Origin of the sequence: Pseudoalteromonas sp. Isolate6 (genome assembly GCF_022398435.1) — a bacterium.
Taxonomy (GTDB): Bacteria; Pseudomonadota; Gammaproteobacteria; order Enterobacterales; family Alteromonadaceae; genus Pseudoalteromonas; species Pseudoalteromonas galatheae.
On the sequence record NZ_JAKEVK010000069.1, the window covers coordinates 1 to 20912 of the forward strand.

General features: G+C 43.1%; 20 protein-coding genes and 1 pseudogene. 15 read left to right on the top strand and 6 right to left on the bottom strand.

What is annotated here, in order from left to right; all coding sequences use genetic code 11:
- Window positions 1-132 precede the first annotated feature (132 nt).
- From L1D50_RS11535 to L1D50_RS11565, 7 genes are read left to right on the top strand one after another with little or no spacing between them, the layout of a single operon-like run.
- Window positions 133-903, top strand: coding sequence for a DUF3450 domain-containing protein (locus L1D50_RS11535; protein ID WP_128727838.1), 771 nt, complete (start codon window positions 133-135; stop codon window positions 901-903).
- Window positions 904-909: 6 nt separating this feature from the next.
- Window positions 910-2271, top strand: a complete 1362-nt coding sequence (locus L1D50_RS11540) for a MotA/TolQ/ExbB proton channel family protein (RefSeq protein WP_128728052.1) — start codon at window positions 910-912, stop codon at window positions 2269-2271.
- The gene (locus L1D50_RS11545) at window positions 2271-2795 is read left to right on the top strand and encodes a MotA/TolQ/ExbB proton channel family protein (RefSeq protein ID WP_017218012.1); all 525 of its coding nucleotides are present in this window, start codon (window positions 2271-2273) and stop codon (window positions 2793-2795) included. Before L1D50_RS11540 ends, L1D50_RS11545 begins: the two co-directional genes overlap by 1 nt.
- Before the next feature lie 14 nt (window positions 2796-2809).
- A complete protein-coding gene (locus L1D50_RS11550) occupies window positions 2810-3214 on the top strand; it encodes a biopolymer transporter ExbD (RefSeq protein ID WP_099642010.1) in 405 nt (134 codons plus the stop codon).
- Window positions 3214-3831 (top strand): energy transducer TonB, encoded by a 618-nt coding sequence (locus L1D50_RS11555; protein WP_128727837.1) that lies wholly within the window; start codon window positions 3214-3216, stop codon window positions 3829-3831. The genes L1D50_RS11550 and L1D50_RS11555 overlap by 1 nt, the downstream gene beginning before the upstream one ends.
- A gap of 11 nt (window positions 3832-3842) precedes the next feature.
- Complete coding sequence (locus L1D50_RS11560) at window positions 3843-5102, top strand: hypothetical protein (RefSeq protein ID WP_239966076.1); 1260 nt, start codon at window positions 3843-3845, stop codon at window positions 5100-5102.
- Window positions 5103-5153: 51 nt separating this feature from the next.
- Window positions 5154-6158 (top strand): hypothetical protein, encoded by a 1005-nt coding sequence (locus L1D50_RS11565; protein WP_239966077.1) that lies wholly within the window; start codon window positions 5154-5156, stop codon window positions 6156-6158.
- Here the strand turns inward: L1D50_RS11565 and L1D50_RS11570 are convergent.
- Both L1D50_RS11570 and L1D50_RS11575 read right to left on the bottom strand, forming a co-directional pair.
- Window positions 6121-6495, bottom strand: a complete 375-nt coding sequence (locus L1D50_RS11570) for a TraR/DksA C4-type zinc finger protein (protein WP_128727835.1) — start codon at window positions 6493-6495, stop codon at window positions 6121-6123. The two genes, L1D50_RS11565 and L1D50_RS11570, sit on opposite strands and share 38 nt — an antisense overlap.
- Window positions 6496-6532: 37 nt before the next feature.
- Entirely contained in the window at window positions 6533-7519 is a 987-nt protein-coding gene (locus L1D50_RS11575) for a tRNA-dihydrouridine synthase (protein WP_138521972.1), read from the bottom strand.
- A 259-nt stretch (window positions 7520-7778) separates the two neighbouring features.
- Between L1D50_RS11575 and L1D50_RS11580 the strand changes: the two genes are divergently transcribed.
- From L1D50_RS11580 to L1D50_RS11610, 7 genes and pseudogenes are all read left to right on the top strand, one after another.
- Complete coding sequence (locus L1D50_RS11580) at window positions 7779-8216, top strand: hypothetical protein (RefSeq protein WP_239966078.1); 438 nt, start codon at window positions 7779-7781, stop codon at window positions 8214-8216.
- A gap of 157 nt (window positions 8217-8373) precedes the next feature.
- A complete protein-coding gene (locus L1D50_RS11585) occupies window positions 8374-9210 on the top strand; it encodes a DUF692 domain-containing protein (RefSeq protein ID WP_138524483.1) in 837 nt (278 codons plus the stop codon).
- Window positions 9211-9212: 2 nt separating this feature from the next.
- Entirely contained in the window at window positions 9213-9962 is a 750-nt protein-coding gene (locus L1D50_RS11590; protein ID WP_138524481.1) for a putative DNA-binding domain-containing protein, read from the top strand.
- Between the two features lie 430 nt (window positions 9963-10392).
- Window positions 10393-10938, top strand: coding sequence for an adenine phosphoribosyltransferase (apt, locus tag L1D50_RS11595; RefSeq protein ID WP_138583563.1), 546 nt, complete (start codon window positions 10393-10395; stop codon window positions 10936-10938).
- 2 nt (window positions 10939-10940) lie between these two features.
- Window positions 10941-13265 (top strand): DNA polymerase III subunit gamma/tau, encoded by a 2325-nt coding sequence (dnaX, locus tag L1D50_RS11600; protein WP_239966079.1) that lies wholly within the window; start codon window positions 10941-10943, stop codon window positions 13263-13265.
- A 63-nt stretch (window positions 13266-13328) separates the two neighbouring features.
- Complete coding sequence (locus L1D50_RS11605) at window positions 13329-13655, top strand: YbaB/EbfC family nucleoid-associated protein (protein WP_010368987.1); 327 nt, start codon at window positions 13329-13331, stop codon at window positions 13653-13655.
- 249 nt (window positions 13656-13904) lie between these two features.
- Window positions 13905-14096, top strand: a pseudogene (locus L1D50_RS11610) (DUF4870 domain-containing protein); the annotation flags it as partial.
- 192 nt (window positions 14097-14288) lie between these two features.
- Here the strand turns inward: L1D50_RS11610 and L1D50_RS11615 are convergent.
- From L1D50_RS11615 to L1D50_RS11630, 4 genes are all read right to left on the bottom strand, one after another.
- Complete coding sequence (locus L1D50_RS11615) at window positions 14289-15794, bottom strand: SpoVR family protein (protein WP_128727829.1); 1506 nt, start codon at window positions 15792-15794, stop codon at window positions 14289-14291.
- Between the two features lie 18 nt (window positions 15795-15812).
- Window positions 15813-17096, bottom strand: a complete 1284-nt coding sequence (locus L1D50_RS11620) for a YeaH/YhbH family protein (protein WP_128727828.1) — start codon at window positions 17094-17096, stop codon at window positions 15813-15815.
- 25 nt (window positions 17097-17121) lie between these two features.
- The gene (locus L1D50_RS11625) at window positions 17122-19044 is read right to left on the bottom strand and encodes a PrkA family serine protein kinase (RefSeq protein ID WP_128727827.1); all 1923 of its coding nucleotides are present in this window, start codon (window positions 19042-19044) and stop codon (window positions 17122-17124) included.
- A gap of 185 nt (window positions 19045-19229) precedes the next feature.
- Window positions 19230-19811: a Fe-Mn family superoxide dismutase gene (locus tag L1D50_RS11630; protein ID WP_010375405.1), complete on the bottom strand. Its 582-nt coding sequence runs from the start codon at window positions 19809-19811 to the stop codon at window positions 19230-19232.
- 386 nt (window positions 19812-20197) lie between these two features.
- Here L1D50_RS11630 and L1D50_RS11635 point away from each other — a divergent pair, with 386 nt between their 5' ends.
- Window positions 20198-20542 carry a Grx4 family monothiol glutaredoxin gene (locus L1D50_RS11635; protein ID WP_010375406.1) on the top strand — a complete coding sequence of 115 codons (345 nt, stop codon included), beginning with the start codon at window positions 20198-20200 and terminating at the stop codon, window positions 20540-20542.
- The last annotated feature ends 370 nt before the right edge of the window (window positions 20543-20912 follow it).

Consider the following 20912-nt stretch of genomic DNA (forward strand, 5'->3'; position numbering starts at 1 on the left):
GTGAAGTTGACACATCGTGTTGCATTTAGCATTATTGGACAGTTGATATCTGTCGAATGATATCAGGGTTGCTCTTAGTACGCTAAGAGCGCGAAAATTATAAAAGTAACATTACTTAATTGGTTGGGAACTATGTCTGTTAAAATCAGAAAGAGCCTTGTAGCTACGGCGCTTTTAGGCGCGACAGCTTTTGCAAGCAGCAATGTGATTGCAGATCCTTTGAATGACATACAAAAAGTAGGTCAGCAAACTCAAACGGCTGCTAAAAAGTCTCAAGAAAAGATTGACAACCTATATGGTCAGTCTCAAGAAATGATCGCGGAATACCGCGGCATTATCGACGAAACAGAACTGCTAAAAGTGTATAACGACCACGTTGCACGCCTTGTAGCAGACCAGAATGCTGGTATCGAGTCTTTTGATCGTCAAATTGGTACTATTGATAAGACAAAACAGGACGTTGTGCCTTTGATGTATCGCATGATCGATACGCTTGAGCAATTCATCAAAGCGGACGTTCCGTTTAATCAGGAAACGCGTCTAGAACGTGTTGAAAGACTTCGTAGCATCATGACGAATTCGTCAGTGACTACATCTGAGAAGTTCCGTCAAGTGCTTGAAGCTTATACGCTTGAAACTGGTTACAGTACAACAATGGTAGCGAGCCAAGGTTCACTTGAACAAAATGGTAAAAATATCAATGTTGACTTCGCACGTCTTGGCCGCATCGCATATGTTGCTCAGTCGTTCGACCAAAAACACGCTTGGGTGTGGAACAACGACACTAAGCAGTGGGATCAACTGGGTGAAGAGTATCTTAAGCCAGTTAAGAGCATGATCCGTATTGCACGTAAGCAAGCGGCTCCTGAACTTGTAAACCTACCTATCTTTGGCGCGGAGTAATTAATGATGAAGAAACTATTTAAAGGTTTTGCAGTTGCTGCAGCGTTAACAGTTTCTGCTGGTGCCGCGCTAAATGCACACGCAAATACTGAAGCCTTAGACAAAATCCTAGAGCAGGTTAAACAAAACCGTATCTCTGAAGGCAAGATCAACAAGCAGCGTGAACAAGAGTTCTTAAGTGACCGTGCTGATAAGCAAGCGCTTCTAAACAAAGCAAAGCGTGACCTAGCTGCTGAGAAAGCACGTGGTGAGCGTTTAAATGAGCAGTTCAAGCAAAATGAAATCACGCTTGCTGAAAAAGAAGTTGAGCTAGAAAATGCTAAAGGTACGCTAGGTGAGATGTTCGGTGTTGTACGTCGTTCAGCTGCTGACGCGATCGGTTCAATCGAAGCATCACTTGTAAGTGCTGAAAAGCCTGGACGTGCAGAAGTACTTCGTTCATTAGCTGAAGCGAAAGAGCTTCCGACTACTCGTGAACTTGAAGAGCTTTGGATTGCTTTCCAAACTGAAATGACAGAGTCTGCTAAAGTTTCTAAGTTTGAAGCAGAAGTTGCTGAGTTAAGCGGTGACGTGAACGTTAAAGAAGTTACACGTGTTGGTAACTTTAACCTTGTAACTAAAGACGGTTACGTAATTTACGACGCTGAGAACAAGCAAATTGTTCCTCTTGGTAAGCAGCCAAGTGGCGAGCTAGGTGGTGTTGAGCGTCTAATCGGTGCAGCTGCTAATGAATATGCGATGTTTGCTGTTGACCCGACACGTGGTTCACTTCTACAACTAAATACGCAACGAGCAACGATGGAAGAGCGCTGGCACCAAGGTGACACAGTAGGTTACATCATCACTGCATTACTTATCTTAGGTGCGTTAATTGCAGTTGTTCGTATGCTTGACCTATTCATCGTTAGTGGCAAAATTAAAGCGCAAATCAAAAACGCGAATAACCCTAACACAAACAACCCTCTTGGCCGTATCCTGAAAGTATATCACGATAACAAAGACCAAGATGTTGAAAACCTAGAACTTAAACTTGATGAAGCTATCCTACGTGAAACTCCACGTATTGAGATGGGTGTAAACATCATCAAGATCCTAGCGGCTATCGCGCCACTACTAGGTCTACTAGGTACGGTTGTTGGTATGATCATGACGTTCGAATCAATCACGCTATACGGTACTGGTGATCCGAAAATCATGGCAGGTAACATCTCTCTAGCGCTAGTAACTACAGCTCTAGGTCTAATTGCAGCTCTACCTCTAATTCTACTTCACGCTGTTGTACATGGTCGTAGTAAAGCGGTTCTACATATCCTAGATGAGCAAAGCGCAGGTATTGTTGCTGCTCACGCGGAGAAGGAGAAAGCCTAATGTTAGTCCTGATGGAGATATGGGAATCTATCAGGGATTTTGTTGCTACAGGCGGCGATGTATTGTACGTGGTCGCGATAGCACTCTTTCTAATGTGGGTTTTAATGATTGAGCGCTATTGGTTCCTACTCGGCGAATTTCCTAAGTTACACAAGGATATCGTCGCTAAGTGGGACGCCCGCCAAGATACTACGTCTTGGTACGCACACAGAATCCGCGATGCTTGGATTTCTGAAGCGTCTGAAAAATTAGATGAGCGCATGTTGATTATCAAAACATTGGTTGCGATGTGTCCATTAATCGGTCTTTTAGGTACAGTGACAGGTATGATCACAGTATTTGAGACAATGGCTACTCAAGGTACGGGTAACGCACGATTAATGGCTTCAGGCATTTCAATGGCTACGGTACCAACAATGGCTGGAATGGTTGCGGCACTATCAGGTGTTTTCTTTAGCACGCGTCTAGAAGCACGTGCAAAAATGGCTAAAGAGAAGCTAGTTGATAGCTTGCCTCATCACTAGAGAGAGATTGAACTATGGCACGTAAACAACGTTTTCGTGAAGAGGAAGATGCAGCAGTAGATATGACGCCGATGCTAGACATCGTATTCATCATGCTTATCTTCTTCATCGTAACCACTTCTTTTGTTAAAGAAGCTGGTATTGAGGTTAACAAGCCAAAAGCGGCACAAGCACAAAAGACAAAGAATGCGAACATCTTTATCGCAATCCGTGAAAACGGTGAGATTTGGATGGATAAGCGTCAAGTTGATGTTGAGCGTGTAAGTGCTAACCTTGAAAGTCTAATGGCTGAGCAGCCTACTGACGTGGTAATTATTCAAGCCGATAAAGGTGCGAAGCACGGCGTAGTTGTTAAGGTTATGGACCAAATTAAAGCGACAGGCGACAACTTGAAGATTTCAATAGCTGGAGATCAGTAATGATTCGACTTCTGTTTTCACTTCTAGCAGGTGGGGCAGTAACTCTCGGCTTGTTCTTTTTCATGTCATATCTTATCTCCGGAGGAGCGGATAGGGCAGATGTTCAAAAGGAACAGATAGTCGTCGAGATTATGTCGAATCCACCTGAATCAAAGGTGCAGCAGCGGAAGCGTGTCCCGCCTCCGCCGCCGCCACCGCCAAAGCAGCCGCCTAAACCGCAGCCGCCTCAGCCAGACACGGCTGATCCGTCTGCTGGTAATATCGGCTTTAACATGCCTAGTATTGATCTAGGTGGTACAGCAGGTGGTTTATCTGGACCTGGTGAATTCGGTCGTGATGGTGATGCAACACCAATCGTTCGAATCGAGCCTAAATATCCGCCGCAAGCTGCACGTGACGGCAAAGAAGGTTGGGTACGTTTATCTTTCACTATCAATGAGCTTGGTGGTGTAGAAGACATCGATGTTATCGATGCTGAACCAAAACGTATCTTTGACCGTGAAGCAAAGCGTGCACTTCGTAAGTGGAAATACCGCCCTAAAGTTGTTGATGGTAAACCCCAGAAACAACCAGGCATCACTGTTCAGCTTGACTTTAAGTTGAATCAAGGTAATTAAGGAGGCAAGACATGAAAAGTTTACCTAAGTTTACAGCTCTTGCTCTTCTTGTTGCTTTGACTGGCGGTATTTACTCAAACTCAGTTTTTGCAGCGCCAAACTATGAAGAGATAGAAAAGCGTAAAGCCGCAAAAACTAAGATCATGGGTGAGCGGGTAGGTAAGAAGGTTGCTAAAGCGTTCGATCTTTATAATGAAGAAAAAGTTGACGAAGCGATTGAAATGCTTCGTGAGCTTGACCCTTCAGATGATTTCGATAAAGCGACAGTAAATCGTTACCTAGGTCAGCTGTATGCTCAAAAAGAGAACTACAGCGAAGCGATAAAATATACTCGTCAAGCCATTGCGCCTGATGCGCTTAACTTTAAAGATCAAGGCGATCTGATGAAGTTATTGGGTGACCTTCTAATGGGTACTGAAAAGTACGCAGAAGGTATCAAAGCCTATGAAGCGTGGATGGATTTTACTGGTGAGAAAGATCCAGCAGTATATGGCCGTATCGCTCAGGGTTATTATGAGCTTAAGCAATTTGCTAATGTAATTGAGCCAGCAGACAAAGCGATAGCAGCATCTGAAGAGCCAAACAAGCAATACTACCTGATGAAGATTGGTGCATACTTTGACCTTAAACAGTTTAAAAAGGCTGTTGAAGTAGGTGAAGTAATGGTTAAAATCTTCCCAGAGGATCCGCAATCATGGACTCGTTTAGGTGGCTTTTATTTGCAAACTGAAGATTACGGTAAAGGTTTAACCGTAATGGAAATTGCATACGATAAAGGTTACTTTGAAAAAGAGAACCATTATAAGATCCTTGGTAGCTTGTACTCACTGGTTGAAGTACCTTGGAAGGCTGCTGTTACGTACGAAAAAGCTATTAAAGATGGCAAAATTGAACGTACAAAAGCGAATGTAACCGCGCTTGCGAGCTATTACCACCAAGCTAAACACATCAGCGATGCTGCTAAATACTATGAAGAAGCTGCAAAGTTTGATGATGATGCAGAGCTTTATGGTAGAGCAGGTGGTTTGTTGCTACAGAACCAGCAATACAGTGCCGCAGTTGTGAGACTGAACAAAGCACTTGAGCTTGGAACTGAAAAGAAAGGCAGTGCATATGCCGATTTAGCAGAAGCTTACTACTATCAGGATAAGTTTAAACAGGCTTACTCAGCAATTGTGAAGGCACAGGATGATCCTCGTACTCGAAAATTTGCTAAAAGCTGGGCAAACTTTATCAAAGATAAAGCACAGCGTAGGGGCGTAAGTCTCTAATGAAAAAGCCCCGAAAGGGGCTTTTTTGATTTCAAAATCTAATGTGGAATTATGAAAAAGCATTTATTGTTCAGCCTGACTTTGGTCGCGTTTATATTCCTACCTGCTTGTAGTGAGCAAAAGCAAGTCGTAAATTATCAAGAGCTCAGAACTTCTTTAATTTCTCTTAATAGCAGTTTAAGTCACTCATCTACTGATAATATTAGTGTGTTGCCATTTACGGAGGGCTACTTACAGCTTAGACACGCGTTATTGGCTAGTGACTTGGATGACTCAGATGTTATGGCGCACAAAGAGTTAGACTACTTAAGAATTCAAGAGCGCTACCCAGAGCGTTACTTACCTTGGCCGGGTAATATTACGGTGCTTAAGAACGTAGAGAATAGGGTGAGTGGCGAAGAGCTTGAACAGTGGCTTGCATTTGTAACAACAAAGCTAAAAGAGGCCGACGAAAGTAATATTCGTCTAAACCGGTTTGAGCGAGAAGCGATAATAAAGCAGCTTGAAAATTCAGCTATTGATGCACCATCACGCTCAACGCTGCTGAGTTATTTGGGTGATTATAAACCAAGAGCGATGCTTGGGCTGCATCAGTTACCTAATGGGAAAGAGTGGTATCAATCAAAACTAAATTTTTACGGGGCTATCCAAGAATCACCTAATAAAGTTTTGGCAATATTATCAAAAATTGATGAGAAAAATAGTAAGTCAATTGTGCTCAATACAACGCCTAATACCCAACAGCCTTATATACTAGAGCTATTGCCAGCTAACTGCCAGAGAATTAGCGGGCTCAACTGGCGTGATGGATTTATTAATGTGCCTTCGACAGTAGCGAAGTGTACAAAGGCAATCGAGCAGCATAAAGCGCTGATCGTAACCTTAATGGCAGTGGATCTGGGAATTCATTATCAAGGGTGGTCCCAAAAGCAAGCATTTGTTGCGCTCAACTCAAAACTAGCGCTGAATGAACAACAAGCACAACAATTGATTGCTAATATAGTCTATTTTCCAGCGACTATTTTTGCTGCATATCCTCATTTTTTAAAGCCTTAGTCTTACAACTGCGACAGCGCTGGGTTGCTGGATCTTGCTCTAGCAACTCAAGCTCTATTATTTGCTCGCAATCGCAGCAATACCCAAACTGACCAATTTCCATTTGGCATAACGCTGCTTCTACTTTCATTAACCTGTCATAAAGTGGAAATTGTTCCGGATTTATTTTTTCCATTACAATATCTAGCCACTTATTAGGTGGATTAAGCTCTAAGGTATTGGCAAGGTTGTGTGTAAACTCGTTGGGTGAAGCTTTTAGCTCTCCCAAAAAGTCACTTCTGAGTGTGGCAAGTTCAGCTTGTAAGCTTTGCTCATAATTATGTGTGTTTTCATTCATGGGCGCTCTCCTATCCGACGTCCCATTATCATTTCAGTCAAACTTTACTGTTATGATTTGAATCAATGTCTGGAGACATTGCGTATTTCTGCAACACCTTCATGACGTCATCTTTGCTTTTAAGCGTTTTGATTTCATCAAAAAGAACATGCGCTCCGCTATACTGACGTTTCAGATAACTTAACCACTGTTTTGTTCTAGCCGAAAAGTACTTTTCACTCATATTCTCATCCTGATGCATAGACGAATGAAGAATATGGTAGACGACATTTTCCCATGTGAGCGGAGTATAATGAGTACCGTTAACATGCGCTTTAATTTTTGCTGCCAAATCGGGGGTGGCTAGCGCACCGCGACCAAGCATCAAATCTTGGCAGTGGCTACGTGTTTGGCAGAGTAGTGCATCTTCAACTTGCCAAATTTCACCGTTAGCAACGACAGGAATGGTTAATCTTGATAATAAAGGCGGGATCTTTTCCCAGTACGCTGGCGGTTTGTAGCCATCTCGCTTGGTTCGAGCATGTATCGCCAAACTCGACGCACCTCCTTGCTGAACTGCATCGACAATTTCAGTGCTATTGGCGTCATCATCAAAGCCAAGGCGTATTTTGGCGCTTACTTGATGTTCGTCTGGTACTGCATCTCTAACCGCCTTAATGATTTGATAGATTTGCTCTGGCTCTTTCAGTAAAACCGCACCGCCACGGCTTTTATTCACGGTTTTTGCAGGACAACCAAAGTTCAAGTCAACACCATGTGAGCCAAGCTTTACGGCCTTTCGTGCATTCGCAGCAAGCGCGTGGGGTACTTGGCCTAGAAGCTGCACTCTTACCGGTGTTCCCGCTCTGGTGTAGCCACCATTTAATAGCTCAGGACAGTATCGTGTAAATACTCGACGCGGAAAGGTGAGATCAACTACACGGATAAACTCAGTCACACAAAGGTCAAAGCCACCGAGATCTGTAAGTAATTCGCGCATTTTAAAATCAACTACACCTTCCATCGGCGCCAGAACAAGCTTCATGTGTTAACCCTTTAGATACAACAAAAATAAAATGGGTCATTGATGACTCATTGAAAAGCGCGACATTCTAGCTAATTGTTTGCTGCAAGTCATCAACAGGCCCAATATCCACAAATGGCAAAAAGAGAACTGATGGACTATAACTGGATGTAAGTCGTAGTGTAGTGAGTGAAACTAAAATTTCTAAAGTTTTGCGAAATAAATGTCTAGGCGTTTGGGTCTACTAATTGAATCAACTATTTTTGAGAGAGCAAATATTATGAATACCGTTAAAAAGAACTCTATTGCCCTTACTTTAAGTGCTGTTGTTGCAGGCACAGCAGGATTAACCGCGACGGACGCGAATGCAAATCCATTTAGTTTTGAAACAATGACTTCAGGCTATCAACTTGACGCAGGTGAAGGTAAGTGCGGCGAAGGCAAATGTGGTGGCGACGCTAAAGGTAAAAAAGAAGGTAAATGCGGCGAAGGTAAATGTGGCGGTGACGCTAAAAGCAAAAAAGAAGGTAAGTGCGGCGAAGGCAAATGCGGTGGCGATGCCAAAGGTAAAAAAGAAGGTAAGTGCGGCGAAGGCAAATGTGGTGGCGACGCTAAAGGTAAAAAAGAAGGCAAATGCGGCGAAGGTAAATGTGGCGGCGACGCTAAAGGCAAAAAAGAAGGCAAGTGTGGTGAAGGTAAATGTGGTGGCAACCACTAAATAAAGGCACCATTATGGTCAACCCAATGACACAATTATTTATGGTAAGGTAGATAACGTCATTGGGTAATTTCAAAATGAAACTATGCAGGCAGAGAAACCTGTGTTTGTGTAGTTCCGAACCGGTTTAAAATAATGTCTAAAGTGAGAGAGAAGTATGGCAGTGCAGTTAGGCAACTTAGGACTTGGCTTGCGCCGTGAAATGGTCGATGAGGTGCTCAATGCACCACCAAAGCAAGTCGACTTTTATGAAGTTGCACCAGAAAACTGGCTCAAATTTGGTGGCAAGCTTGCAAAACAATTTCAAGCATTGACACAACAGCATACCTTTATCTGTCATGGCTTGTCGTTGTCGCTGGGTTCGCCCGCACCGCTTGATCGTGAATTTTTATCACAACTAAAAACATTTTTTAAACAGCATAATATCGCTACCTATAGTGAGCATCTGAGTTACTGTTCGGGAGAGGGGCATATGTACGATCTGATGCCAATCCCTTTCACTGAAGAAGCAATCCATCATACCGCTAAACGGATCCGAGCAGTCCAAGAGCATCTAGAACGCCGAATTGCGGTAGAAAATGTCTCTTACTATGCCGCTCCTGGACAAGAAATGTCGGAGCTGGAGTTCACCCTTGGGGTATTAGCCGAAGCCGATTGCGATTTGCTACTCGATGTTAACAACATCTATGTCAACGCTATTAACCATGGCTACGATGCTGAACAATTCCTAGCGGCTATGCCAAGCGAGCGTATTGCATACGGCCATATAGCAGGCCATTATGTGGAAGCCGAAGACTTACTTGTTGATACACACGGCGCTGAGGTGTCTTCGCCAGTATGGAGCTTGTTAGAGAAAGCCTATGAGCTACATGGAGTATTCCCAACTTTGTTAGAGCGTGATTTTAATATTCCTCCCATGGCAGAATTATTGGCAGAAGCGGGGCAAATTTCAGCAGTACAGGCCAAATACACCAAGCGCTTGGAGCAGGTATAGCTATGTCTTTTGTAGAAACTCAGCAGCAGTTTATGGCATATATTAGAGATCCAGACAACCAACCTGCACCTGAAGGCATAGAAGCTCGGCGCTTAAAAATCTATCAAGAGCTGTTTTTTAATAATGTCGAAGGCTTCGTGAGCAGTGCGTTTCCTGTACTTAAAAGCTTGTATACCAATAAAGATTGGTTGACGTTAATTCGGCTATTTTTTGTGAAGCACGATTGTCATTCGCCATACTTTTTAGAGATTAGCAAAGAGTTCTTGCAGTTTTTACAAACAGAATACGAGCCCTCAGAAGCCGATCCTGAGTTTTTGTTAGAGTTGGCTCACTATGAATGGCTAGAGCTAGATGTGGCAACGACCGTTGAAGCAGAGCATGAGCTTTCGATTGAAGCCCAAGCGCTTACAGAGGTCGAAATGAGCTTGGCAAGTACTACCCGAATTGCACATTATCAATATCCAGTTCATCAGATCAGTGAAACCTTTCGCCCGACTAAAACAGCAGGGCAAACGTTTAGCTTCGCACTGTATAGAGACGAAGAGGACGATGTTCAGTTTGTCGCACTAAATCCGATGACGGCCTTAATGTTGTCAGTGATTGAAGCCAATGATGGTATGCAACTCACTGATATTATAAATATTATCGCGCAGCAAGTGCCTCAGTTTACTGTTGAGCAGCTACAGCAAGGAGCACAGCATACACTTGCTGAATTCGCGGATCTTGGCATTATCAAAACAAAAAACCTTTAAGCCATTGGCAACATCGACTATTATACGGCCTGTTTTTGTCGTGCTTAAACTCGGACTAGGGCGCTAGTCAATGCTTTCTGCAGCTATGCAGTTGGTGCGAGTTGTAAAATTAAAGGTAGTATCTATGTCTAAAGGTGACTTTAAAGATCCGTTCAATGCAAAGTATTTCCTTGCATTTGTTGCTGTGTTTGCTGGAGTTGGTTGTTTAAACGCGATTCTAGGCTGGGCAACAGCGCTTGCATAAGTCAAGCTGAACGTATTTACCTAGAGGCTGCTTTTTGCAGCCTTTTTCGATTTTATACTCGTATACTGCTCACTAAATTGTTCGCTTTTCCTTCATCCTGACACACAAAGTCACTCAGTCGGTTTCAACCGGATAGAAAATTGTTATAATCTCACTCTTTTGTAATAAACTTAAAGCAAAGCAATTATGACGACAGAGAATATGTCATTGATCAAAAATAGTATCGCGACGGTTCCTAATTACCCAAAACCTGGGATTATGTTCCGTGACGTGACTTCACTTCTAGCAAACCCTGCCGCGTTTAAGGCAACAATTGATGCGTTCGTTGCGGTTTATAAAGATGGCGGCTTTACTAAAATCATCGGTACTGAATCGCGTGGTTTTATCTTCGGTGCGCCATTGGCATATGAGTTAGGCATTCCTTTTATTCCAGTAAGAAAGCCGGGTAAATTGCCACGTGAGGTAATTAGCCAGTCTTACCAGCTTGAATATGGTGAAGATACACTTGAATTACACTCAGATGCGATTGAAGCAGGTGATAAAGTGCTACTTGTTGATGATTTACTTGCAACAGGTGGTACTATTGAAGCAACAGCAAAACTGGTTAAGCGCTTAGGCGGTGAAGCCACTGATGCTGCGTTTGTTATTTCATTGCCTGAGCTTGGTGGTGAAAAGAAAATCAACGATCTTGGGATCAAAATCCTTTCACTTGTAGAGTTCGAAGGCGAATAAGCATGAGCTATCAGGTTCTGGCGCGAAAATGGCGTCCGCAAAACTTCCATGAATTAATGGGGCAGGAGCATGTTAAACAAGCTCTGGTCAACGCACTCAATGAAAAGCGTTTGCATCATGCCTATTTATTCACCGGAACACGTGGTGTGGGCAAAACAACCATTGCTAGGATCTTTGCTAAAAGCCTTAACTGCGAACAAGGCGTTACTTCAACGCCTTGTGGTCAGTGTAGTGCCTGTACTGAGATTGAAACCGGTAAGTTTATCGATTTAATCGAAATTGATGCGGCTTCTCGTACAAAAGTTGAAGACACACGAGAAATCTTAGACAACGTACAATATGCACCAACTCGTGGTCGCTACAAGGTTTATCTCATTGATGAAGTGCACATGCTGTCGAAGCACAGCTTTAATGCGCTCCTTAAAACCTTAGAAGAGCCGCCAGAGCATGTAAAATTCTTGCTCGCCACAACTGATCCACAAAAGTTGCCTGTGACTATTTTGTCCCGTTGTTTACAGTTCAATCTGAACGCAATGACACAAGGGCAAATAGTTGAACAGCTAGAAAAAATCCTGCCGTTAGAGCAAGTTGCCTTTGATCCGGTAGCACTACAAACGTTAGCGAAAGCCGCTGATGGTAGTATGCGTGACGCACTAAGTTTGACCGATCAGGCTATTGCACAAACAAATGGCAATTTAACGGTGCCTGCAGTGCAATCTATGCTGGGACTGATGGATAGTGCTCATGCGGTCATTTTGCTGTCTGCAATTTTGTGCCACGACGGTGAAGCTTTACTCAATGCGATTGAAAAAATAGCACTACAAAACGGTAATTTTGTCAGTGTGCTGGACGATTTAATTGCGTTATTGCATGTTATTCAGCTCACTCAACTCGTGCCTAGTGCTGCGCGGTTATCAAATTTTGATAATAACGACATTAAACTATTTGCCGAGCAAGTAGCACCGCAACAGGGGCAGTTGTTGTATCAACTGCTGTTAAATGGCAAAAAAGACCTAAAATGGGCACCTGAGCCTAAACTTGGGTTTGAGATGGTCATGCTGCGATTAATGGCGTTTGAAAAAGAAAGCCATAGCGTAGTGCCTTCCGCTCCTGTGAGCCAAGAAACTTCTGAAAAGCAAAGCAAAGTAGGGGATTTACGAGCGCTGTTAAAAAAGCCAACGGAAGATAACGCTACGGTAGCGTCATCACCTCAGGTGCAGCCGGCAACAGCACCAACATATGCACCAGAAGCAACGACACCAGCCGCGCAACAAACAACACATTATGAGCCGCTGTCGCCAACACCTGCTGCGCAAAGCCAAGCACCAGTTGCCTCTGTGCCATCTGAGGCGGAGATGGCCAACCAATACGACAGCATTATGTCGCAGGCGGTAGAGCAGGGGTTCCAAGAGCAGGCTCCTGCACATCATCATGAAAGTGCGCCAGTTGATGATGCATACGCGCAAATAGCATCGCAAAATCAAGAGGACTGGCCTCGACCTGAGATGCAAAACCAAAGCGCTTCAGAATCTACTGCTACGGCCAGTGTTACCGAGCAGCAAAACCAAGCCCAGTCAGCAATAGCACGAATTTTAAAAAATCGTAATATCTCTGGGGCGGGTCGATTGGTGGGAGCCAATGGTGAGGTAAAAAAGTCTGAGGCGCCTAGTGCGCCAATGCCAATAGAGCAAGCGCCAGCCACGACGGTAACCACACCTGAGCATCGGCCTGAGCCGCAACTGGCACAGCCCGCTGCACCTCGCTTAGCACCAAAAAAGCAAAAGAAAGAAGCGTTTCAAGAGCGCCATAAACCTATTACGGAAAATTTAGCGCCTGAATTGCTAGAGCAGTTATCACCAGTAAAACAAGATGATAACGAACAAAGTATTCAAGTGGAGATCCCTGCACCGGAAAACTTTGTTAGTCCTATCAGTGACATTAAGTTTGCTCACCAAAGCGACGATTGGGCAAACATGATTGAAAAGATGCAATTAGGCGGTCGAATTCGCCAGTATGCATTACACAGTGTGATAACACAGCAAGGCGCGCAGGTACAATTGCAAGTAGATGCGAGTCAACAGCACTTAGACTCCGCAGTGCTTAGAGAGAAACTGACAGAAAGACTAAGCGCATTACTCCAGCAGCCAATCGAGCTTGAGATTAACTATATCGACACGGTAAATAACACGCCGTTTTTGGTACAGCAACAATTAGATGAGCATAGGCTTGTCCAAGCTAAAGCGGCGATGCGTGACGATCCACTCGTCAGCGCGTTTGTCCAAGAATTTGACGCAATGCTTGACGAAAATAGCGTTCAGGCATTGTAATTAAGGGCGTTAGCCCTTATCTTTTATCACAGTAAACCAAATTGAAGTATAAGAGAGCAGAATATGTTTAAAGGCGGAATGGGCAACATCATGAAGCAGGCGCAGCAAATGCAAGAGCGCATGGAAAAAGCCCAAGAAGAGATCAAGAGCCTAGAAGTAACAGGTGAAGCAGGCGCAGGTTTAGTTAAAGTAACTATGCTTGGTAGCCACAACGTACGTCGCGTAGAAATTGACGAAAGCCTAATGGAAGACGACAAAGACATGATCGAAGACCTATTAGCCGCTGCGGTAAACGACGCAGTTCGCCGCGTAGGTGAAGAAACGCAAAAGCGTATGTCAGAAGTCACCGGCGGCATGCAAATGCCTCCAGGCTTCAAAATGCCGTTTTAATAAGCACCAACGGAATAGTTAATTTTTATTTTTCGCGAAGAGAAATAAAAACAACATTTATAGAAAGCTTCGATACTCAAATATCGGAGCTTTTTTATAGCTACAATAAAATTCACGGGCTTTCTTGCTCTGGACTAGATTTTAGATACATGCTAAATGGCCTTGCGTTATCTGTTTCGGTATCGCTTTTCCTATATTCAAATGTCTAGGCTTTGGATAATATGAAGTGGGAATTTTCAGCATAGGAAAGCCACAATTAATTGGTTAATTAGCCTAATCATCTATTCCATGATTTGCACTATTTTAGTGTTTGTCGCGGTTGGTCTGTTGGGATTCGTTGTTTTAGCTGCTCTTAATGTTATATTTGCCATTATTGCCTCGATAAAGGCCAATAATGGTGAAGTGTGGACTTATCCACTCAGTTTCACTTTTAATAAGTAATCAACACTTTGAATAGCAAAGAACCTGCTGTTTGCATTGTTCTGGTTTGCTGTATTGAGTTTAACAATACACCTCACAGCTGCATGATAAATAGAGGCAGGAGCTAATTTAAGGCTTCTGAGCATAAAAAAGGAGCTTCGGCAAACATAGCAGCCCAAGCTGTTTGCCTGCTCCTAATTTACACTTACAGGGCTACGATTCACTTTCCTCTTCAGGGCATTGAGCTATTTGCTCGATATTGCCATTTTCATCTACTTGCTCAAGTCTCACTTTAAATCCCCATAAGCGATAAAGGTGCTTTATCACTTCTTGCTTTGAAGCGGCAAGCGGGATCCCGCCTTGCGGTACATATCTTAGCGTAAGTGAACGATCTCCCCGAACATCGACGTCATAAACTTGAATATTCGGCTCATGGTTACTTAGGTTGTACTGCGCTGAAAGGGCGCTGCGAAGTTGTTGATAACCCATTTCGTCGTGAATAGGGCCAACTTCCAAATGCGGAGATTTTTGTTTATCGACAATGGTAAAAAGCTTAAAGTCGCGCATGAGCTTTGGAGATAAAAATTGGCTGATAAAGCTCTCGTCTTTAAAATTTTGCATCGCAAAATGCAGTGTATCTAACCAGTTGCTTCCCGCAAATTCCGGGAACCACTGTTTGTCTTCTTCCGTTGGGTTTTCGCATATACGGCGAATATCGACCATCATGTTAAAGCCGAGCGCATAGGGGTTTATCCCTGAATAAAATTTACTATTATATGGCGGTTGATACACAACATTGGTATGGCTTTGCAAAAACTCCAACATAAAGGAGTCACTTAGTTTTCCCTCGTCATATAAGTGATTCAAAATGGTATAATGCCAAAATGTAGCCCAGCCTTCGTTCATTACTTGAGTTTGCCTTTGCGGGTAGAAGTACTGTGATACTTTACGCACAATACGAATAATCTCGCGTTGCCAAGACTCCAACAATGGCGCGTTTTTCTCGATAAAATACAGTATGTTTTCCTGAGGTTCTGACGGGAAATGGGAACGGTTGTCGGTTTCTTCGTCTTCACCTTTAGGAATAGTTCGCCATAATTCATTAACTTGGGACTGCAAATAATCTTCCCGTTCTTTTTGCCGCTTTTGTTCCTCAAACATAGAGATCCGTTGCGGCCTTTTATATCGATCAACCCCGTAATTCATCAACGCATGACAAGAGTCAATCAAGTTTTCTACCTCATCAATACCATACTTTTCTTCACATTTGGCGACATAATTTTTAGCGAAGACCAAGTAGTCAATAATGGAAGATGCGTCCGTCCAAGTTTTAAATAGATAGTTACCTTTAAAGAAAGAGTTATGACCGTAGCACGCATGCGCCATCACCAATGCCTGCATAGGCATAGTATTTTCTTCCATTAAATAGGCAATACAAGGGTTAGAATTAATCACAATCTCGTAGGCAAGACCCATTTGTCCACGTTTGTAGGTTTGCTCAGTCTGGATAAACTTTTTACCGTACGACCAATGTGCATAACCAATTGGCATGCCTACACTGGAGTAGGCATCCATCATCTGCTCTGCTGTGATCACCTCAATTTGATTTGGGTAAGTGTCAAGTCTGTAATGCTCGGCTACACGAGCAATTTCTTGATGATAGGTATCAAGTAAATCAAAGGTCCAATCTGGACCATCGTCAATTGGCTGATATGTCATCGCGCAACCTCCCAAAAATTATGCCGCACTTTGCTTATTTTTGTTCTTCTTGAACAGTTCTCTAAAGATAGGGTAAATATCTTCTACACCTCGAATGTGCTGCATAGCAAAGTTGTCAAATGAGTTGGCTATTCCTTGATATTCCCGCCATAGGCTTTGGTGTGCACGGGTCGTAATCTCTATATACGCGTAGTAGCGGACAATCTTAAGTAGTTTGTTAGAGAGTATCTGGGTGCATTGTGGAGAATCATCTGCCCAGTTATCACCGTCAGAAGCCTGTGCGGCGTAAATATTCCAATCGCCTTGGGCATAGCGTTCTTGAATGATTTCGTCCATTAATTTCAGGGCACTTGAGACAATTGTGCCACCCGTCTCTTGCGAGTAGAAAAACTCCTGCTCGTCTACCTCTTTTGCTTGGGTATGGTGGCGGATATAAACTACCTCAATATCTTTATAAGTACGGGTTAAGAACTGATAGAGCAAAATATAAAAACGCTTTGCCATGTCTTTGGTGGCTTGATCCATTGAGCCCGACACATCCATTAAGCAAAACATGACAGCTTTGCTGGTAGGGTGGGGACGCCTTTCGTAATTACGAAAGCGTAAATCGTAATTATCGATGAAAGGCACCGCGGCGATTTGCTCTTTTAGCACTTGGATCCGCAGTTCAATATCATTGATTTTCTGTTGAGGAGGAACAGGTTCAGCGAGCATGTTTGCCAGTTCTTCCTCTAATTCCCTTAACTCTCGGCGTTTACTTGAAGTCATCGCAATACGGCGTGCCATTGAGCCTTTTAAACTGCGTACAATATCTAGGTTACTTGGCATACCATCATTACAAAAGCCAGCTCGATGCGTTTTCATTTGCATTAATTTATCTAACTGACTTTGTTGTAAGTTGGGTAACTCCAAGTCTTCAAATAATAGGTCTAAGTATTCATCTTTAGAAATAGAGAATACAAAGTCGTCTTGTCCTTCGCCTTGATTACTTGCTTCACCATCGCCTGAACCACCCCCTTGCCCAGAAGGTGGGCGTTGGATCCGATCGCCCGTTGAAAATTGATCGTTACCTGGGTGAATGAGCTCTCTATCACCCCCTTTACCCTGATGGAAAGTGGGCTCGCTGATATCTCGTTGTGGGATAGAAATACTCTCGCCACTGGAGATATCAGTCACACTGCGTTTGTTGATGGCCTCTGAAACTGCTTTCTTTATCTGCTTTTTGTAACGGCGGATAAAGCGTTGGCGGTTCAGAGTGCTCTTATTTTTGCCGTTAAGACGGCGGTCAATAAAATGCGCCATATAACACCCTCTTCATACTAACAAGTTACTGTGACTTTCTAACTCTTAAATACCACTCCGAGAGTAGGCGAACTTGTTTTTGGGTATAGCCTTTATCAACCATACGATTGACAAAGTCTTCATGCTTCTTCTGATCTTCAGCAGAGGTTTTTGCATTGAATGAAATTACAGGGAGTAAGTCTTCGGTATTTGAGAACATTTTTTTCTCGATAACCGTTCTTAGTTTTTCATAGCTAGTCCACACTGGGTTGTCACCATTGTGATGGGCTCTTGCTCTTAAAACAAAGTTGACTATCTCGTTACGAAAATCTTTTGGATTGGAAATACCTGCTGGCTTTTCAATCTTTTCCAGCTCGCCGTTAAGCGCGGCTCTATCAAATAGCTGGCCAGTATCTGGGTCACGATATTCCTGATCTTGGATCCAAAAATCTGCATAGGTAACATAGCGGTCAAAAATATTTTGGCCATACTCAGAGTACGACTCAAGGTAAGCTGTTTGTAGCTCTTTACCAATAAACTCGACATATTGTGGGATTAGGTATCCTTTAAGGTGGCTTAGGTAGCGCTCTTGTACTTCGGCATTAAATTGTTCACGCTCAATTTGCTGCTCAAGTACATAGAATAAGTGCACAGGGTTTGCTGCGACTTCGCTATGGTCAAAGTTAAACACACGAGAAAGGATCTTAAAGGCAAAGCGAGTTGATAAGCCGTTCATGCCTTCGTCAACGCCGGCGTAGTCTCTGTATTCTTGATAGGACTTAGCTTTTGGATCTGTGTCTTTTAAGCTTTCACCATCGTAAACCCGCATTTTCGAATAGATACTGGAGTTCTCAGGCTCTTTAATCCGAGACAGGGCTGAAAACTTCGCTAAAGTTTCTAAAGTGCCAGGCGCACAGGGAGCTTCCCTGAGCTCACTATTTTCAATAAGTTTCTCGTATATTTTGACCTCTTCAGACACGCGTAAACAATAAGGTACTTTGACGATGTAAACACGGTCTAAAAAAGCCTCGTTGTTTTTGTTGTTCTTAAAGGTCTGCCATTCAGATTCGTTAGAGTGAGCAAGTATGAGCCCGCTAAATGGTAGGGCCGAAATACCCTCTGTACCATTGTAGTTGCCTTCTTGGGTTGCAGTTAGCAGCGGGTGTAGCACCTTAATGGGTGCTTTAAACATTTCGACAAATTCCATCAATCCTTGGTTTGCAAGGCATAGTGCGCCAGAGTATGCGTAAGCATCAGGGTCATTTTGAGCGAAATGCTCCAGTTTACGGATATCGACTTTGCCCACCAGCGCTGAGATATCTTGATTGTTCTCATCCCCAGGCTCTGTTTTCGCGATAGCTATTTGATCAAGAATCGAAGGGTAACGTTTTACGACTTTAAATTGGGTAATGTCTCCGTTGTACTCATGCAAGCGTTTGGTCGCCCATGGAGACATTATTGTCTTAATATAACGCCCAGGAATACCGAACTCTTTTTCAAGCAGTTCTGCATCTTCTTGTGGGCTAAACAAGCAAAGTGGGTGGTCATTAACGGGTGAGCCTTTTAAAGAATAGACCGGCACCTTTTGCATCAAGTACTTGAGCTTTTCAGCGATAGACGATTTACCACCACCTACCGGGCCGAGTAAATAAAGTACTTGTTTGCACTCTTCAAGTCCCTGTGCTGCATGCTTGAGATACGATACGATTTGTTCAATGGCATCCTCCATACCGTAAAACTCGCTGAAAGCAGGGTATCGAGCTATTACTCTATTCGAAAACAGCCGGCTGAGTCTGGCATCTTTCGACGTATCGATCATTTCTGGTTCGCCTATTGCCATCAGAAGTCGCTCAGGTGCGCTGGCATAGGCAGATTTATCATTTTTACAAATTTCAAGAAATTCCGCGATGGTGTACTCTTCTTCTTGCGCGGCTTCATATCTGGCCTGATAATGTTCAAATATTGTCATAACGACCTCCAATAAGCTACTTGATGTGGTTTGCGGATCACAGATTTAGAAAGGTTACTTAAAGCTTAGTCGTGATATGGAGAATACCCAAAAAAAACTAGATTTTTTATGTATTAATGTTGAGTTACAGGCATAAAAAAGGGCGCTTTTGCGCCCCATTATTGCATCAATACTGATAGTTGATGTTACGCTAGGTTGCTGTTAGCAAAGTCCCAGTTAACAAGTGCCCAGAAGCCTTTAAGGTAATCAGGACGAACATTACGGTAATCAATGTAGTAAGCGTGTTCCCACAGGTCAACTGTGATGATAGGGGTAACACCTTCTTCAGTCAGCGGAGTCGCTGCATTTGAAGTGTTAACGATATCTAGAGAGCCGTCAGCTAGTTGTACTAACCAAGTCCAGCTTGAACCAAAGTTGTTAACTGCTTTGTCGTTGAAAGCTTCTTGGAATGCTGCGAATGAGCCCCATTTTGCATTAATTAGTTCAGCAACTTTACCTGTTGGTTCGCCACCTGCATTTGGCGCAAGGCTGTGCCAGTAGAAGGTGTGGTTCCAGATTTGAGCAGCATTGTTGAAAACACCACCTTCAGAGCTACATACGATCTCTTCTAGTGATTTACCTTCAAAGTCAGTACCTTCGATAAGACCGTTAAGCTTTACAACGTAAGTGTTGTGGTGCTTACCGTGGTGGAATTCTAGCGTCTCTTGAGAAACGTGCGGCTCAAGAGCATTTAGTGCATAAGGTAGTGACGGTAGTTCAAATGCCATATTAATCTCCATTTTTTGGTTGATTTGCCAATAATGCATACGAAAGGTGGCTAACATCAGCCCACTTTTCTATACCATTGGCCTATATAGTGATACTATAATTCCTGACTATTTTACTCAAGTTTTGGCAAACAGCAATGCGTGCCAGTGACTTAATGACTTATAATACACATTCTTTGTGAACATATGCCGAATAGCTGTCAAAGTGTAGAACATCATGACAGACGGTCATGCTAATTTTAGCCATGGCAGCTAATGTTCTATCGTTGCTAAAAGCTAGGCATAATGAATGCAACAGGTGTTGTTATAGTGAGTAGCAAGCTAAAACGCCGATGCTAAACTAAATATTGATAAGTATTGGACGAAACGTCATTTTGAGGTAACTAATGGAAACTATTGACAAGATTAAACAGCAGATCGAAGAAAATCCAATCATTCTATATATGAAAGGGTCGCCAAAACTCCCTAACTGTGGGTTCTCTTCGCAGGCGTCTCAGGCTTTGATGGCGTGTGGTGAGCAGTTTGCTTATGTTGACATTTTATTGAATCCAGACATTCGTGCTGAACTACCACATTATGCAAACTGGCCAACTTTCCCGCAGCTTTGGGTAGAAGGTGAGTTAATCGGTGGTTGCGACATCATTATTGAGATGTTCCAAAAAGGTGAGCTCCAACCTCTTATTGCTGAAACAGCAGCTAAATATAAGAAAGACGAAGCAGCAGCGGAATAAGCTAACCGCTTATGGCAGAGTAGATACTCTGCCATGCTTTATTTTCTAATTAACTTTCTAATCTTATCCAGTCTACTTTTCGTTATAAGCCCTATTTTAGATGTTTGGTTGAAAACCATTTCACTCATATAGTGTGGGGTATCTAGATTTTCATTAACGCCATTGGTATTAATCCAACCTAAAGCAACTCACTTCTCCTACCCAACCAGGTTGACGTTAACGTCAAGCTAAAACGAACTCTATTTTGCATAGCTATGTAAACAGTCTAATAGAGCCTGCTTCGATATTGAGTTTGTAAAATATAATAAGTGAATAATTATTCATTTTTATCGATCTTTACGTTTACGTAAACGTTCATGTGCGACTGTGT